The 17,028-nt window shown below is 33.6% G+C and carries 14 protein-coding genes; 6 read left to right on the forward strand and 8 right to left on the reverse strand.

Features of this window, described 5'->3' with window-relative positions; genetic code table 11:
* Positions 1 to 496 precede the first annotated feature (496 nt).
* The gene (locus LC076_RS18315) at positions 497 to 853 is read left to right on the forward strand and encodes a YisL family protein (RefSeq protein ID WP_226670538.1); all 357 of its coding nucleotides are present in this window, start codon (positions 497 to 499) and stop codon (positions 851 to 853) included.
* Between the two features lie 170 nt (positions 854 to 1,023).
* Here LC076_RS18315 and LC076_RS18320 read toward each other — a convergent pair whose 3' ends face one another.
* Positions 1,024 to 1,539: a hypothetical protein gene (locus tag LC076_RS18320; RefSeq protein WP_226670539.1), complete on the reverse strand. Its 516-nt coding sequence runs from the start codon at positions 1,537 to 1,539 to the stop codon at positions 1,024 to 1,026.
* Positions 1,540 to 1,898: 359 nt separating this feature from the next.
* A complete protein-coding gene (locus LC076_RS18325; protein ID WP_226670540.1) occupies positions 1,899 to 2,459 on the reverse strand; it encodes a DUF2777 family protein in 561 nt (186 codons plus the stop codon).
* Positions 2,460 to 2,662: 203 nt separating this feature from the next.
* Here LC076_RS18325 and asnB point away from each other — a divergent pair, with 203 nt between their 5' ends.
* The 4 genes from asnB (at position 2,663) to LC076_RS18345 (ending at position 8,664) form a co-directional block, all read left to right on the forward strand.
* Complete coding sequence (gene asnB, locus LC076_RS18330) at positions 2,663 to 4,513, forward strand: asparagine synthase (glutamine-hydrolyzing) (RefSeq protein ID WP_226670541.1); 1,851 nt, start codon at positions 2,663 to 2,665, stop codon at positions 4,511 to 4,513.
* 331 nt (positions 4,514 to 4,844) lie between these two features.
* Positions 4,845 to 6,368: a phytoene desaturase family protein gene (locus tag LC076_RS18335; RefSeq protein ID WP_226670542.1), complete on the forward strand. Its 1,524-nt coding sequence runs from the start codon at positions 4,845 to 4,847 to the stop codon at positions 6,366 to 6,368.
* Complete coding sequence (locus LC076_RS18340) at positions 6,365 to 7,831, forward strand: phytoene desaturase family protein (protein WP_226670543.1); 1,467 nt, start codon at positions 6,365 to 6,367, stop codon at positions 7,829 to 7,831. Before LC076_RS18335 ends, LC076_RS18340 begins: the two co-directional genes overlap by 4 nt.
* Positions 7,819 to 8,664, forward strand: coding sequence for a phytoene/squalene synthase family protein (locus LC076_RS18345; RefSeq protein WP_226670544.1), 846 nt, complete (start codon positions 7,819 to 7,821; stop codon positions 8,662 to 8,664). The genes LC076_RS18340 and LC076_RS18345 overlap by 13 nt, the downstream gene beginning before the upstream one ends.
* Positions 8,665 to 9,087: 423 nt before the next feature.
* On the opposite strand, the gene LC076_RS18350 is transcribed toward LC076_RS18345, so the two are convergent.
* The 4 genes from LC076_RS18350 to LC076_RS18365 form a co-directional block, all read right to left on the reverse strand.
* Positions 9,088 to 10,560, reverse strand: a complete 1,473-nt coding sequence (locus LC076_RS18350) for a phytoene desaturase family protein (RefSeq protein WP_226670545.1) — start codon at positions 10,558 to 10,560, stop codon at positions 9,088 to 9,090.
* Positions 10,561 to 10,579: 19 nt separating this feature from the next.
* On the reverse strand, positions 10,580 to 11,239 hold the full coding sequence (locus LC076_RS18355; protein ID WP_226670546.1) for a lysophospholipid acyltransferase family protein: 660 nt from the start codon (positions 11,237 to 11,239) through the stop codon (positions 10,580 to 10,582).
* 20 nt (positions 11,240 to 11,259) lie between these two features.
* Positions 11,260 to 12,018: a carotenoid biosynthesis protein gene (locus LC076_RS18360; protein WP_226670547.1), complete on the reverse strand. Its 759-nt coding sequence runs from the start codon at positions 12,016 to 12,018 to the stop codon at positions 11,260 to 11,262.
* Between the two features lie 180 nt (positions 12,019 to 12,198).
* On the reverse strand, positions 12,199 to 13,557 hold the full coding sequence (locus LC076_RS18365; protein WP_226670548.1) for an MATE family efflux transporter: 1,359 nt from the start codon (positions 13,555 to 13,557) through the stop codon (positions 12,199 to 12,201).
* A 122-nt stretch (positions 13,558 to 13,679) separates the two neighbouring features.
* Here LC076_RS18365 and LC076_RS18370 point away from each other — a divergent pair, with 122 nt between their 5' ends.
* Entirely contained in the window at positions 13,680 to 14,546 is an 867-nt protein-coding gene (locus tag LC076_RS18370; RefSeq protein WP_226670549.1) for an AraC family transcriptional regulator, read from the forward strand.
* A gap of 256 nt (positions 14,547 to 14,802) precedes the next feature.
* On the opposite strand, the gene LC076_RS24405 is transcribed toward LC076_RS18370, so the two are convergent.
* Positions 14,803 to 16,269 (reverse strand): glycoside hydrolase family 13 protein, encoded by a 1,467-nt coding sequence (locus tag LC076_RS24405; protein ID WP_319005552.1) that lies wholly within the window; start codon positions 16,267 to 16,269, stop codon positions 14,803 to 14,805.
* Positions 16,161 to 16,553 carry an alpha amylase N-terminal ig-like domain-containing protein gene (locus LC076_RS18380; protein WP_226670550.1) on the reverse strand — a complete coding sequence of 131 codons (393 nt, stop codon included), beginning with the start codon at positions 16,551 to 16,553 and terminating at the stop codon, positions 16,161 to 16,163. Before LC076_RS18380 ends, LC076_RS24405 begins: the two co-directional genes overlap by 109 nt.
* Positions 16,554 to 17,028 lie beyond the last annotated feature (475 nt).

A 17,028-nucleotide genomic window follows, 5' to 3' on the forward strand; every position in this document is an offset into this window, starting at 1 on the left:
GGACAAAATCTTAAAAATGAAGCGATAAGACTTCTAACCGCAGGGACTGCGGGTGTAGCCTAACCATAACTGGCGGGTGCGCTGGTGTTCTTAGGAATCCCCCACTTCAAACAGCTCGAGAGCAGTTAAGTGGCGGGTAGTTCAACAATTAACAAATGATACAGATGTATTAATTTCTCAATATAAAAAGGATTCTAAAGGAAACTGGGTATCCATTAAAATCGATCCTGTTAAGTGTCTAAACAACTAAGCATGTTATTAAAGAAACTAGAACCTTTACTCTGCGGCATATTAAATGAAAGTTCTTACTTTGATATCAGGTACAAGATAGTTCCTTATACTCCCATTGAAAAGTATCATAATCCATTCTTAATGTAGAAATTTAATTCAATTCAAAAAAATGACACAAGAATATAGGAATTTATGATACTTTCTTTAAGTTTTTCGTAAAATCATGCTAAAATAAAGTGGGTTAAGGAATTGAAGGAGGAAGAAAATGATACATGCACATATTACTACATGGTTACTAGGAATTATACTGTTCTTTGTGGCATTCTCATTCTTTAAGTCTGGGAAAGAAAAACCATTTAAAATTGTACATATGGTTTTACGATTATTCTATATTTTGATTATTATTACGGGGATTGTCATCGTTTCTGGAGTGTATCAATTGAATGGTGAATATATTGCTAAGATTATTCTAGGAATATGGACAATCGGTACGATGGAAATGGTTCTGGTTAGATCAAAAAAAGGCAAACCAACAAGAATTTTTTGGATTCAATTTGTCGTTGTCCTTATTTTAACCATTTTATTAGGAATGAGACTTCCTTTAGGGATTTTCCATTTTTAAGAAATTTCTAGTGTATCAAAAAATGCCTGCTCTATTAGAGTAACGGGTTCCGTTTTAAGGTGCAAACAAGTATAATCCCTTATGTATTTCCACTTTAAAACAAGCAATATTTCACACAATAAATCGCATAAGAAAACGCTGTTGATTAATTCATATTCAACAGCGTTTTTTTATTTCGAGTAATATTCTTTCTTCTTTTTAATGTATTCTTTCTCACACTTAATTTGTTTGTATTCAATTTCGTTACCCTTTTTCTTTTTCTGGTCAATTACTTCCCATTTAGAACCTTTAAGCTCCAAATGAATCATTACGTCTGTGTAATCTGGTTCTTTATACAATAAATATGCTTCCTGTGGTTTAATAAACAACCTAGGTTTTCCACGAGATGCAACATTGAAATGTTGCATTAGCGAATTGTAGTAATCGTCTTTTTCCTTACCGCCATATATCATATTTGCAGCATCCAAATCCCTAGATGTCACCTCAATATAGCTATGTTCATCAATATCTAAATCAAAGCTAGAAATAACATCACTCATAATAAGGCTTGTGAATTGTTCATCTCGCTTTTCCATTTTCTTAATACATTCAGGGGATAGTTTTGGTGGTGCCTCGGCATTGATATGTAAAGAATTTAGAACAAATACAACTAATAGACCACTTACAAGGATGAATGTTTTATTCATCAGTATCACCTCCAAATAATGTTTCATTATATTATTCAGCATCAATGAAATAAATATTCAATTCGCAGGCTATTTCACAACTATTTTCGCACGTACGTTCTCACTGTACAACAAGTATTGTCAATTTAAAGAAACTTTATGCGAAATATAAGGAGTATTTTGTGAAGAAGTTGAATGAGAATTGATTTACCAACAAAATTAAAAGCGTGAATTCATATGTGAATTCACGCTAAAAACATAATGTGATTTATCTTTTTGCACCCCGAATCGGAACCCGTTACTATTAGAGCAGGCATTTTTTGATTGTATGGATGATTACATTAAACAGTGAACTAGAAAAACCTAAGATTTTTCCTAAATCAAAAAAGCCCACTAATTATACTTCTTTTTCCGACGCTTGTTGTTATTTCAAACCGATCGGAAGAATGAACTCCTCGCTTAAAATGATGCTGAATTGCACAAATTTCCTCTTCATTATCAAATTGATAAAAAGAAACACCATTTTTATGAATTTGATTATCTAAAAATAATAGCTGATTGTAAGAATAGATACAGTCAAAAGGTGAAAACCCTTTTGAATTAAGATGTTTTAGTAATTTGATAAATGTCTCATCTTGAAGCTCTTTTAACATTTCGTCTAAAGCTAATGGAAGCTTCTTTCTTATTCTGACGGTGTCTCCACCATTTACTGAAAAGATTCCAGACGAGGTTTTCACCTTCCCTAATCCTAACCATTTACCAGGTTTCCAGCCGATAGGACTAAGTATTTCTAAATGAGGTTCATTATTTTCTTCTAATAAATGAAGCTCATCACTCATATCATCATAAATGACATACTGATTGTTCGTGACTTCAATCAGTCCAGTTACGTACGAACGTTCTTGATTTAGTAATAGATCTGTTCGCTTATACGGACTCATGTTAAACCCTCCAGTTGAAATATGTGTGTGAATTAGATGTCGCTACCATCGTTTTAGACAAAAACTCTTTAAATTATGCATAAATGTTGATATTGGACAATTCACACTTTAGTGAATATGGGCATATGATACCTACATCTGTTAGAGGACATAGGCATAGTGAGTATTGAAGGATAAATTTGTGCTAGGGAGATGATGCTTAAATGTGTGGAATTACAGGTTGGATAAATTTTAAAGGGAATATACGCTCTGAGCAAAAAACAATCAAGAGAATGGCAGAAACTTTAGCAAAAAGAGGTCCGGATGATACAAACATTTGGGGAGAAAACCATGTATTATTCGGACACAAACGACTAGTAGTCGTTGATCCTTCCGGTGGAGTTCAGCCTATGACTCGTTCAAAAGATGGTCATACTTATACAATTTGCTACAATGGTGAGTTATATAATACAGAAGATATCCGTAAGGAGCTACTTTCTCGCGGTTATTCATTTCAAGGACACTCTGATACAGAAGTATTGCTTCAATCATATATTGAATGGGAAGAAGAGTGTGTTCATCACTTAAATGGTATTTTTGCATTTGCTGTTTGGGATTCAACGAAAGAAAAGCTGTTTATTGGAAGAGATCGTTTAGGGGTAAAACCATTATTTTTTAAAGAGGAAAACGGTTCATTAATCTTTGGTTCAGAATTAAAGGCGATATTAGCACATCCTTCTGTTTCAGCTGTAATAGATAAAAACGGACTGTCAGAAATCTTTGGTGTAGGACCTTCTAGAACTCCTGGAGTTGGAGTGTTTAAAGGAATTGATGAACTTCGTCCAGCACATGCTTTAATTTATTCAAAGGATGGATTGAAGAAATGGAGATATTGGGATGTAGAGAGTAAGCCACATGAAGAAAATGTTGATGAAACAGCAGAAAAGGTTCGTTATTTATTTACTGATGCAGTAAAGCGTCAACTAGTATCAGATGTTCCTTTATGTACTTTTCTTTCTGGTGGTGTTGATTCAAGTGCAATAACGGCAATTGCTGCTGAACATTATAAAAACGAAGGTAAGGGAAGGCTTCATACGTATTCAATCGATTATGAAGACAATGAGCAATTTTTTAAAGCGAATGAATTCCAACCAAATTCTGATGGACCATGGATTAAGAAAATGAGTGAAACGTTTAACACTGTACATCATAGTAGTGTCATTAAACAACAGGAACTTGTTGATCATTTAATTGAAGCTACTTCTGTTCGTGATTTACCTGGAATGGCTGATGTGGATTCCTCCTTGCTATGGTTTTGTCGGGAAATAAAAAAAGAATTTGTTGTTGGTTTATCAGGTGAATGTGCAGATGAAATATTCGGTGGTTACCCTTGGTTTCATCGACCTGAAGATCTTGCGAATAAAGCATTTCCATGGATGCGATCTACTGATGAAAGAATTAGCCTCTTAAAACCAGAATGGCAAGAGAAATTAAACCTAGATGAATATGTGCAAGCTAGGTATCAAGACACAGTCAACGAAACACCATTACTTGAAGGAGAATCACAATTAGAAACTCAAAGACGTCAACTTTTCTATTTAAATATGCATTGGTTCATGACGAATTTATTGGATAGGAAAGATAGAATGAGTATGGGAGCTAGCTTGGAAGTTCGCGTACCATTTGCTGATCATCGCCTTGTAGAATATGCTTGGAACATTCCATGGGATATGAAAATGCATGGTGATCGTGAAAAGGGAATTTTAAGAAAAGCGTTGGAAGGTATATTACCAAACGAAGTTTTATACCGCAAAAAGAGTCCGTATCCGAAAACACATAATCCTGAGTATACAAGACTAGTAAAAGAATGGTTGCAATCACTTGTGAATAAGAATGATTCGATTTTACATGTTTTATTAAATGAACAAAAATTAAACAATATTATCCAATCTGAAGGTAAAGCCTTTCAAGTACCATGGTTTGGCCAGTTAATGTCAGGTCCACAGCTTCTTGCTCATCTTGCTCAAATTCATGTATGGTTTGAAAGTTACTCAATTAATTTAGATGAAAGATAATACAAATTCAAAAGAACTGCTCTTTAATAGGAGCAGTTTTTTTGATTGGCTGAACTTTGTATTGTCATCAAACTTGAGATGCAGTTGCATGGGAAAATAATTCTTTTTTTCTAAGTGAATTCCTTCTCAGGAATTGATGAAAAAGAATGTTTTATTTCTTTCAGATCTGACTCTAATTTTTAAAAAAATACATAAAGCCTGTCTTTTTTTCATATAAGGATTTAAGTGAAAAAAAGTTAGCATATTGAATAGGTTATTATTGTTTGAGTTTTATAGGTTTACTGTGTATAATGTTTGTATAATTATTGTACAATTAATGGAGGTGTTCATCATGAAAAAAATGGTTGTGATCGGAGCAGGACCAGGTGGGTTAGCTGCTGCGATGATGTTAGCTAGCAAGGGATACGATGTTGATCTTTATGAAAAACAATCATACATAGGTGGTCGGAATGCCTCGATCGAAGCGGAAGGTTATACTTTTGATATGGGCCCTACATTTTTGAGTATGGTACATATAGCAGAGGAAATTTTTCAGTCCTCAGGTAAAAACTTGCATGATTATGTTGACCTCATTGAAATTGAAGAGATGTACCAACTCATTTTTGATGATGCCACCATCAATATGACAAGAAATGAACGTGATATGATAAACCGTTTAAATGAAATAGTCCCTGGTGAAGGGGATGGCTATAAAAAATTTATGGATGATACGAGAAAAAAAATGAATGCACTAACACCTATTTTACAAAGTAAAATGGATCGATTTTATCATTATTTAAGATGGAGAGTTGTTAAAGCACTTCCGCAATTGACTGTTTCCAAGAGTTTATATGATGTCCTTTCAACCTATTTTAATGATGAACGTATGAAGCTTGCTTTTACATTTCAATCAAAATATTTAGGAATGTCGCCATGGGAATGCCCAGGAGCTTTTTCGATTCTTTCGTATATGGAGCATGAATATGGAATATATCATCCCAAAGGAGGGGTGAATCAGTTATCTAAAGGGATGGCTAAAGCATTTGAAGAACTTGGTGGTAAAATCCATTTAAGTAAAGGTGTGAAAAAGCTATTACTTGAAGGTAAAACGGTTACAGGGGTAGAACTTGAAACAGGAGAGAAAGTTTTAGCTGATGAAGTGATCATTAACGGCGATTTTGCCCATGTTATGACAAACCTTGTAGATGACGGTGTGTTGAAAAAATACTCAAAAAAGAAGCTGAAAAAGAAGAAATATTCATGTTCAACTTTTATGATTTATGTGGGTTTAGATAAAAAACATGATCTTCCACATCACACAATTGTTTTTGCAAATAATTATAAAAGAAATGTCGAAGAAATTACAAAAACATTAACGATGCCTGAAGATCCTTCTATTTATATTCAAAATGCTAGTGTGACAGACCCAACATTAGCACCTGAAGGTCATTCTGCTTTATATATATTAGCTCCTGTTCCTAGTAATTTAAGTCAAATTGATTGGGAAACACAAAAGGAAAAGTTTAGAGAATTAGTTTTCAAAACAATTCAAGAAAAAACAGAGTTTAAAGATATAGAGAAACATATACAAGTAGAAAAAATCATTACACCGAAAAATTGGGAAGAAGATATTCTTGTTTATGAAGGTGCTACCTTTAACCTTGGTCATCAGCTAACACAAATGATGGTCCTTCGACCTCATAATGAATTTGAAGAGTTGAAAAAGTGTTGGCTAGTTGGTGGTGGAACACATCCAGGTAGTGGTCTCCCTACGATTCTTGAATCAGCGCGTATCACGACAAATGCAATTGAAAAGCAAAATAAACATTCGGTTAAGACTGTTAATCTGCCAGTGGATTTGGGGGATGCAAAATGAAGTCAGTTATTGTTGGTGGAGGTATTGGTGGTTTAGTGTCAGCCTTGCTTTTGAATAAGAAGGGTTATGATGTTTCTATTATCGAACAGCGAGATCGATTAGGTGGGAGACTATCTTATGTCGAACAAGATGACTTTAAGATTGATGAAGGTCCAACAATTGTGCTTTTACCACATATGCTTACGAGTATATTAGATGAAGCTGGTGTACCAGCAGAAAATTATGAGCTTATTCAAATTGATCCACTCTATTCAATTCATTTTAAAGATGGATCAACATATCAAAAATATCATGATCACGAAAAACAGCTAAATGAGGTAGAACGACTTTATCCTAATGAGAAAAAAGGTTATATAAAGTTCATGCAAGTTATGGATCATCGATTTGAACAAGGTATGGAATCTTTTATAAAAAGATCTTTTTCAAATAAAAGGGATTTTTGGACTAAGAAAAATCTCAAAACATTAGTAAAGCTTAAGGCATATCGTACAGTCTATCAATCATTAAAAACCTATTTTCAAGAAGAGAATATGAGGTTAGCCTACTCACTTCAATCTCTTTATATAGGTGGAAATCCTTATGAATCACCAGCATTGTATTCTCTTATTTCATATAGTGAGCATAAACATGGAATCTATTATCTTAAAGGTGGTTACGCAAGTTTAGTAGAAGTCTTGGAGAAAGAGTTAGAAAAAAGGGGCATTCCGGTCCATTTGAATTCAAAGGTAACTTCACTCACTTCTGAAGGTGACAAAGCAACAGGACTTTATATTGAGAATGAGTGGGTTAGCGCCGATCACATTATATTAAACGGTGATTTTCCTATTATGTCTAAATTACTCCATTCAACGAAACAATCAGAACGTAAATTTACACCTTCATCTAGTTGTTTATTGCTTTATTTTGGCTTAGATAAAGTCTATGAAAATACTCCTGTTCATCAATTTTTTATGAGTAGTGATTTTTCTAACCATATGAAAGAAGTATTTGAAAACAAAATTGTACCAACAGATCCATCGTTTTACTCATTTCATCCTTCTGTTATCGATTCAAGCCTTGCACCAGAGGGTAAAGGTGTATTATATACACTCGTCCCAGTACCATCGGGTACTCATATTGACTGGTCACAACAAGAAGATTTTATTGAGAAAATTATTGATGAATTAGAAGTGAGAGGTTATCCGAATTTAAGGAATCATATTGTTTGGAAAAAGGTAAGAAATCCAGATATTGCTGAAAAAGAAGGCTTGTTTCAAGGAGGAAGCTTTGGTATTGCACCAATCCTATTTCAATCAGGTGTTTTTCGTCCTCAAGCAAAACCATCATCACTACAAAATGTGTATGCAGTAGGGGCATCAGTTCATCCAGGTGGTGGAATTCCAATTGTGATGCAAGGAGCAAAAAATATGGTCGATGTTTTACAAAATGACAATGAACAGGAGGCAGAAAAATGGTCGATGTAGCAAACGCATATAGGCAATGTGAACAAGTGATTAAATATCACTCCAAGACGTTTTATAAGGCATTTTCTTTATTACCAGAGCATAAAAGAAAAGCAGTTTGGGCTGTTTATGCATTTTGTAGAATTGTTGATGATATTGTTGATGAAGGCTCTGCACCACATGAGGAATTAGCTTTCTTTGAAAAAGAATTTCATTTATTCCTAAATGGGAAAATTCCACAAGGCAACTATCATTTTATGTGGGTTGCATTACATGATTCTTTTACTCACTATGATCTAAATAAAGATGCTTTTTTAGATATGATTATAGGGCAGCGAATGGATCTAGTAAAAACACGGTATAACACGGTTGAAGAAGTGTTAACTTATTCCTATCATGTTGCAAGTTCTGTTGGATTAATGCTTTTACCAATTCTAGCACCAAATAAGGTAGAAGAGCTACGTGAAGGAGCTATTGCCCTAGGGCTTGGTATGCAATTAACAAATATCTTACGAGATATTGGTGATGATTTAGCAAGAGATCGGATATATTTGCCAAGAGATCTTATGGATCGTTATCAATATAGTGAGCAGAATTTACAAAAAGGTCTAATGAATCAAAACTTTATCAATCTATGGGAACATCTTGCAAAAGAAGCAGAGCAACATTATAAAAAAGCGATGGAAACTATGAATGAGTATCCGATCTATTCAAGAACTCCAGTGAAAGCCTCGGCTGTATTGTATGGAGAAATTTTGTCTAAGATTAGGAAAAAACAGTATAAAGTGTTTGATGAGAAGCAATATGTGAGCAATGAAGAAAAGTCGATTATTCTTTCAAGAATATCTGGATAAAAAAGAGGTTGGGACATAATTAAAGAAGTCATACAAAAAGACGAATAAATCTAAATTCAGTTAAGTTGAAAGAAACTAGTTTGTTCCATTGCGCTGAAGACACTCCATTCTCCGGGGAGGAAGCTGAGCCTCCTCGACGCAAGCGCCTGCGGGGTCTCAGCCTTTCCTCCATTCCCGTAGGAGTCGAGTGTCTTCCGCTCCATTCCACTAGTTCTTAATAATAGTATGCAAAATCAAAAAATTGAAGACGGCAAATAAAAACCCGAACTATTAGGCAAATGTTTATTTGAAATATCACCTAATAATTTGGGTTTATCATTAACTTAAATAATTAAGTCCCAGCCTCTGTTTTTGTTGAAACACCCACTCGAAATTTGAAGGAAATCATTGCCTGTCCCTCTTTAAAATAAGTGTTTCCGCATTCTATTTTCGTTTCGACAAGACATTCGCTACATTTAATCCACTAATTACGACCATTGGCGATCCTCCGCCAGGATGTGTACTGCCACCTACAAACGAAAGATTTCTAATATCCTTAGCAAAATTACTTGGTCTTAAAAAAGCATCGAGTTTATTATTGCTAGAAAGACCATACAGAGCACCTTTATATGCACCGAATTTCTCAGAAATATCCTTTGGAGTTACAATTTTTTCATGCATTAAATGATGACGAATTGATAAACCTCTATTTTCTAATAATTGATAGATTTTATTTTTATATTCCACTGGATCTATTCCAAGCTCACCGTTTTCTTGTAGAGGAGGTGCATTGACTAAAATAAACAAGTTATCTCCGTTTGGAGATTGGGTTTTATCTGTATATGAGCTATTACTAATATAAATAGTTGGATTATCACTATATGTTTGATGAGTAAATAAATCTTGAAATTCTTGTTGATAATTGTTAGAGAAATATACATTGTGATGTAGTAACTGTTTATTACGAACAGATAATCCCGCCATGATAACAAATGCAGAGATTGATGATTGGTATCGATCACGTTTTTTGGTAGAAAAGTGTGGCCGATCTTCTTCCTTGACTAATTCAGGATAGGCTTTCAACAAATCTGCATTCATTATGACTTCATCTGGAATAAAATTTTCGCGATGATCAAATTCAATATGTTTTACTTTTTGATTTTTCACATAAATATTTGTCACTTTTGTATTTAAGTGAATGGTTACGTTAAGTTTTTTAGCAAGTTGTTCATATGCTTGAGCAAGCCTAACATTTCCACCTTGTATATAATAAACGCCTTGGACAAGCTCTAAATATGCAATCATTGCAAATGTTGCAGGGCTTACATATGGAGATGAGCCAATATATGTTGCATAACGTGACAGAGCTTCAATGACTTCTTGCTTTTTAAAAAATCGTGAGAAAAAATGATGCAATGATTCATTTGGTCTAACCTGCATAAGGGCCATACCCAGTTTGGGAGATAGATAGTCACCTAGATTTTGAAATGTTTTGTAAAAGAAGTGCTGCTCAGACAAGGAGTAAAGTCTAGTGATCTCCTTAATAAATGAATCAAATTGATCTTTACCAAAAGGATCTAATTGTTCTAGTTGCTTTTTCATATAATTATGATCATTCGTAAAATCGAATCTACTTCCATCAGAAAAGATATTTCTTGTATGAACGGGAAGCTTGATAAATTGTATATAGTCATCAGCATTTTCTCCTGCTAACTCAAATACTTGTTTGAAAATATGTGGCATTGTGATGGTATTAGGACCAAAATCAAATTTGTGTGTTCCAAGTTCATAAGGCATTAACTTTCCACCACAATGACTGTTTTTTTCAAATACGTCTACTTGATAGCCTTTAGATGCTAGTGAGATTGCTGCTGCTAATCCACCAAGTCCTGCACCTATAATCGCAACTTTCTTCATACCTTTTCACAGCCCTTACTTAGAGAATTGCTTGAAATGAATGTGTTTTTTCATTTACAACAGCTTGTTTCAACGAATCAAGTTGGTGAGTGAAAATCTGCTCGAATGCAAGATTTCTCTCTTTACGAGATGTTCCTTGAAGGGATTTATAATAAATTGGATCACCAACATCAATGTAAATTTCCTGTTTTTTATCATGTCCAAAGCTATAATAGAATGTGATCGGAAGGATTGGAATGTTATGGTGTTTTTCAATTATTGCGATAGCACCTGGTAAAAAAGAAAGAGGTCTTTTTTCTAAATGAAATTCATCACCTTGTGGAAAAAGACCAACCGATTTTTCTTCTTTTAAAAGAGTAGTGCTATAGTGTAAAGCTCTGACAATATCCTTTGGAAGAAGTCTGTTTACTGAGTATGCTCCTAGTTTACCGAAGAAAGGATAATCCTTTAATCCTTTTTCATGCATCATGACAAACAAATTATGTTTAAGAACATGTCGATTCAAATGAAATAAAACAAGTGCATCCCACCAGGAACTGTGATTTATTGTAAAAACAGCTTGAGTAGGTAATGGTTCAGCAGTTTGTAAATAAATACCTTTAAAGTGTTTCTTTAAAAGTTGGCGATTGTAAATATTAAAAACAGCTTCAAACCAAGCTTTTTTATTGGCTTCAATCATTAATATTCCTCATTTCAACATCAGAAAGAAAAGTGCTGACGATTTCTTATATAAAAAATGAACGTGATCATGCTAAAAATTCCTGTGATGAAAACTGCGAGCCATTGTGTATGGAAAAGTGATAATAAAAGAAACATCACTAATACAAGAAAATATACGAGCACGATTCGTGAGTGCCAAATGGTCATCATTTTTTTCGATTTTATAGAAAATAAAAAAATCACTGTATGTAGGATAAAAGCTACAATAAACCAGCCAATAAAGTTTGACATCGGAATATTATAGTAAAAGCTTTCTGCGTTCCATACCCAATAATTTTTCACCTCATATGCAACTGGATCAATGACAAGGTCGATTAATACAGTAAGTAGTGAAGCGACTATTGTATAGTAAAGAAAATGCTGTTGTTTTGTTATAACCAATGATATAGCATGTGTCCCAGCAATAATCATGAGCCATGCAAATCCAATAGCTACAGGTACTCCAATAATTTGGGGACCAAAGTCACTTGTATAATAGTAATCTCCGAAAAGTAGCCCATATTCTACACCAATATGTTCAGCGAAGATTGAAAAGCTGACGATGAAAAGACTTAAACTTATACCTCGTGTCGTGCCAAATGTTTTTAAAAAATATATTCCACCGATTAAACCAGCCAGAACTAAAAATACGACATTAGCCCATTCTAAATATGACGGGATAAGATCAAAGGTTAATAGAATGATGCCAACAGTATACCAAATTAGAAATAGTTTAAATGTTAATTCATCAATTTTCATAAAAAAATCCCTCATTTCTATCCAGAATTATAGTAGATTCATCAATGTTTGTACAATCATAGTATGCTTTGTCTCTCATGTTGATTCGGAGGAAATTCAGTTTCAGCTGCATTCTACATAGCAATACAAAAGAGACTGATAATCATCCAGATTATCAGTCTCTTTTGTCTTTAGCTTACGTTAATTTGTAGCAGCTCTTGTAATGACAGATTTTGTTTCCCAAATTCTTGATCTCCATCTATGGAGCATAACAACCCCTCTAAACCATTCATCGGCAATAAAGGCAATCCAGACACCAACAAGACCTAATTCATAATGAATGCCTAGAATATAAGCGATTGGAACACTTAATCCCCACATTGAAATGATCGCCATATAAGTAGGAAAGCGGATATCACCAACGGCTCTTAATGAACTAATGATGACCATATTAAATGCTCTTCCTGGCTCAAGGATAATTGTTAATAATATGAGCACACTACCTGTTTTAAGGATATCTTCATTATTTGTGAAAATCCCAAGTAGTGATTCGGAAAAAATAGAAAAGATAATCGCCATAATAGTTGAAATGGTTACACCAGCATATAAGCTTTGTAAGCAACGTTTATAAGCTCCATCATAATCTTTAGATCCAATTAAATAACCAATTAATATTTGAGTACCTTGACTTACAGCAAGACTAAATAACAAAATTAACATCATTAGATTTTGCGTGTATATCTTGGTTGTTAAAGCTTCTGTTCCAATCATCGTAATAAAAACAGTAATAACCATTTGTGAGGTATTATATGAAAACTGCTCACCGGCTGTCGGTACACCTATGTGTAACAGGTTTTTAATATGATGAACGGGAAGGGAGAAGATTTCTTTGATATTAAGGGTAAAGTGCACACGTTGTTTTAATATATACATAATAACAACTAATCCAATAATTCTTGAAATAACAGTTGATATGGCAACACCCTGAACTCCTAAAACAGGAAAACCAAAAGGACCAAATATGAAAAAATAGTTTCCGATAATATTTAAAATATTCATGCCAATGGTTAAATACATCGTATCTTTTGTATAACCATAGCTTTTAAGAACGGCACCGGCTGTCATAATTAAGGCCTGAACAAATGAAAATCCTCCAACTAACTGTAGATAAAAGGTAGCATCTGCTAAAAGTTCTTCAGGAATATTCATCAAATGTAAAATATCTTCACTTGCGAGATAGATAATTACACTTATTAATAGTCCAATTAATAGATTTGCAGATATTGAGACAGAAGAGATGTCCTTTGCATTTTTATATTGTTTTGCCCCTAAGTATTGAGCAACCAAAATCGTTGTACCTGTTGCGATAAAACCAAACATGACAATTAATAAGAATAGTATTTGGTTTGATACACCAACAGCAGCTACTGACTCATCTGAATATTGACTAAGCATAAGTGTATCTGCATTACCCATTAACATATGGAGTAGTACCTCAATAAATATAGGCCATGTAAGCGCAAATAATGTTATTTTCCGATCTTGTTTTGTTAACGACATGATGATCAACTCCCTTTATTAAACGTCAACAATCCTTATTAAGTTTACAGAGAATGTTGTATAATAGAAAGAGAGGAAATCGATAACTTTTGGAAAAATACGACTACAAGGATTGGTTTTTTATGTCTTATCTTGAATTCAATACACCTCCTTTTCCAACATTAATTACAGAAGGATATGCTGTTTTTGAAAAAGGGACAAAGCACTTTCGCCGTGTTTTTTCTGTGTTTGATTTAATTTACGTGAAAAAAGGGGAGTTATATCTTACAGAAGATGAGAATCGCTTTAAGGTTAGTAAGGGTCAATACATTATTTTAACTCCTGGTTTTGAACACTATGGACATAAAGGAAGTCCTGTGAAAACTGAATATTATTGGTTTCATTTTTCAATTCCAACAGATTATGATCTGGTAGAAAACGGTTTGGATAATTGGGGTGATATTCAACAATTTCAAGGTGATCATGTGACTCCTTCTATTTATAAACTTAGAATTCCATGTTATGGAGAAATTGAACATAATACTTTTGTTGAAAATATTTTTGACAATATTTTAGGAATTGATCACCAAGCACCTGATTATCAATTAAGACAACAACTATACTTCCATGAATTCCTTTTACATTTACAAAAGGAAGCTTGTAAGATACCGACAGCAGCTGAAAAAGTCGTCGAGTTAACTGTGGCGTATATTCAAAAACATTATAAAAAAGAAGTGAAAATGGAGGACCTTTCAAAAAGTCTTCATTTTCACCCAGATTATGTAACACGATGTATGCAAAAGATAACAGGCATTACCCCTAATTTATATTTAAATAAATACCGTATGAATCAAGCGAAAAAAATGCTTGCAACAACAAATGATAAAATTGCAAATATATCACTAGAAGTTGGAATTTCAGATTCTACCTATTTTTCAAAGCTATTTAAAAGATTAGAGGGAATGAGCCCTATAGAGTATCGCAAGGTGATTAATAGACGTCAAGGATAAGATAAATGATTTGATTTTGTTTAGGCTATGTTAAAGCTTAATGTTGATTTTTAGCACTTTGTTGATTGGAGTGAAAGGCATGAGACTCCTGCGGGAGAAGCGTGTTAAAGGGAGACCCCACAGGCGCTTGCCGCCGAGGAGGCTCCCGGACCTAGGAAAAAAGGTACTTTTTTCCCGGGAAAGCGAATGCCTGTAACGGAAATCAACAACAAAGTTTAACAGAGTCTTTATTTAACTAATAATAAAATGGATTCCATTATCTGATTAATAAGAAAGAAAAATCATAAGCCTTAAGTGTGACATTGATCGTGCTAGAATGTGCTGCAAATTCCTTTGATTTCCAGAGATCAAGAATAGTCTTGTCTTTTATATCAATAGGAAGTGGTATTGATTGTACTTTCGAACTATTATTCATCACCACGATAAACAGCTGATCTTCTGTTTCTCTGCTATAACAAAGGTAATTTAGATGACCACTGACAGATAATATCTTGAAGTTACCACTGTTGGCCATGATTGGATATTTTCTTCTAAGCTTTATAAGCTTTTTCATAAACATGAGCATTTCTTGATCTTGTAAGTTTTCATCCCATACCATACACCTTCTACAGCCGGGATCTTTGTCGCCAGTTAAACCAATTTCATCACCATAATAAATAGAAGGTGAGCCTAGAAAACTAAACTGAAAGGCTTTTATTAACATTACCTTTTGTTTATTCTTTTGAGCGATGTTAATAATTCGAGGGGTATCATGGCTACCAACTAAATTAAATAAGAAATTGTATTGTGGTTTAGGATATTGATGTAAATATTTTTGAAGCTCATGACTAAATTGTTCAGCATTAATTTCTTCATAAGCAAAGAAACGGTGAATCATATTTGTTAAAGGATAATTCATAACAGAATCAAATTGCTCACCTTCAAGCCATGGTAAAGCATCATGCCAAATTTCACCAACAAGAAATACATCTTCTTTAATTGATTTAACCGCTCGACGAAACTCTCGCCAAAATTGATGATCAATTTCATTGGCAACATCTAGTCTCCAGCCATCAATATTAAATTCTTTTACCCAATATTGTCCAACCTTAAGTAAATATTCTTTTACTTTTGGATTTGAAGTGTTTAATTTAGGCATTGTTTTATCAAAAGCGAAGGTTTCATAGTGAAACTCATTTGAAGGTAGTTCCGAAATATGAAACCAATCTTTATATGGAGAAGCATCACCATTCTTTATCACATCTTGAAAAGCTGGGAAATTCTTTCCGCAATGGTTAAATACTGCATCAAGCATGACCTTAATCCCATTTTTGTGGCAAGCTTGGACTAAATTCTTGAATGTTGATTGGTCTCCAAATTGGGGATCAATGTCGAAATAATCTATTGTGTCATATTTGTGATTTGAATTTGCTTTAAAGATCGGTGTAAAGTAAATACCTGTAATTCCTAGATCAACTAAGTAATCAAGATTCTTAATTACACCGTCTATATCACCACCAAATATTGTTGAAGCTGTAGGTGCTGTACAATTCCATGGTAATGTATCACTGGGGTCATTTTTAGGTGTACCATTTGCGAAACGATCAGGAAAAATTTGATACCATATTGTATCCTTTACCCAATTTGGTGCATGAAAGCTATCTGTAGGATGATAAAAAGGAAAACAAAAATATGTGGAATAGTCATCGTGTTTCGTTTCACAAAATCCCTTTTCAGTAAAAATAAGGACTGCTCATTTTGTATTAACTCAAAAGCATACCTAAGACGGTTTTGGGGAGGCTGTAGAGAAGCAATCCAATAATCAAATAATTCATCACGTCCACTTATTTTCATTTGAACTGATGAATTTATCCATTTATGTTCGGTAAAATGAAAAGGATCGCCATAATAGATATAAATTGAATCAACATCATTGTGTTTTGTACGAAGCTGTATTTGAATTGTTCCGTCATGGAGTGAATAAGCAAATTGATTTTTAGGACGATGATAAATGGCTTCCTTAAGCATAGGTACTCCTTTTTCAGGTTAATTTTAAAAAAGAATCTTTTTTGAAAGTTTGCTGAATTGGTTTTATATCATATAAGGTGCAATCTGTAGAAGAAAAGATGCCACTAAACTTTGTTGTTTCCATAAGGATTCTAAAACAATAAAGTTTACTAGAATAGCATGATCAAATCATCATAATGATATTCATTGAATAGAAAAAAGTGAAAATGGGACTAAGAAAAGAGAAGTGCGTCTATAAATGTAAAAACTAGACACTGTAGCTAGTTAATAATAAGCGACCCTTGCGAAATCATTAAATATATTTAAGAGGTATTTTCGCTTAGTGAACAACTTTAGTTTAAAAAGTAACAATATTTACAAAAACATTTTAAAAGTTTTTTTAGTAACCATAAAAAAATTGACGTTTAATAGGTGAAAGAGATACTCTTAAAAGCAGAGATAATACAATCGTAAATCATAGGAGGAACATACACAT

This window comes from Metabacillus litoralis (assembly GCF_020524045.1).
Classification (GTDB): Bacteria; Bacillota; Bacilli; order Bacillales; family Bacillaceae; genus Metabacillus; species Metabacillus litoralis_C.

Bases quoted from the DNA above. Each gene is read 5' to 3' on its own strand.
- LC076_RS18340 (WP_226670543.1), top strand. From the start codon at position 6,365: ATGAAGTCAGTTATTGTTGGTGGAGGTATTGGTGGTTTAGTGTCAGCC.
- LC076_RS18350 (WP_226670545.1), bottom strand. From the start codon at position 10,560: ATGAAGAAAGTTGCGATTATAGGTGCAGGACTTGGTGGATTAGCAGCA.
- LC076_RS18345 (WP_226670544.1), top strand. From the start codon at position 7,819: ATGGTCGATGTAGCAAACGCATATAGGCAATGTGAACAAGTGATTAAA.
- LC076_RS18325 (WP_226670540.1), bottom strand. From the start codon at position 2,459: ATGAGTCCGTATAAGCGAACAGATCTATTACTAAATCAAGAACGTTCG.
- LC076_RS18315 (WP_226670538.1), top strand. From the start codon at position 497: ATGATACATGCACATATTACTACATGGTTACTAGGAATTATACTGTTC.
- LC076_RS18360 (WP_226670547.1), bottom strand. From the start codon at position 12,018: ATGAAAATTGATGAATTAACATTTAAACTATTTCTAATTTGGTATACT.
- LC076_RS18380 (WP_226670550.1), bottom strand. From the start codon at position 16,553: ATGCTTAAGGAAGCCATTTATCATCGTCCTAAAAATCAATTTGCTTAT.
- LC076_RS18365 (WP_226670548.1), bottom strand. From the start codon at position 13,557: ATGTCGTTAACAAAACAAGATCGGAAAATAACATTATTTGCGCTTACA.
- LC076_RS18320 (WP_226670539.1), bottom strand. From the start codon at position 1,539: ATGAATAAAACATTCATCCTTGTAAGTGGTCTATTAGTTGTATTTGTT.
- LC076_RS18335 (WP_226670542.1), top strand. From the start codon at position 4,845: ATGAAAAAAATGGTTGTGATCGGAGCAGGACCAGGTGGGTTAGCTGCT.
- LC076_RS18355 (WP_226670546.1), bottom strand. From the start codon at position 11,239: ATGATTGAAGCCAATAAAAAAGCTTGGTTTGAAGCTGTTTTTAATATT.
- asnB (WP_226670541.1), top strand. From the start codon at position 2,663: ATGTGTGGAATTACAGGTTGGATAAATTTTAAAGGGAATATACGCTCT.
- LC076_RS18370 (WP_226670549.1), top strand. From the start codon at position 13,680: ATGTCTTATCTTGAATTCAATACACCTCCTTTTCCAACATTAATTACA.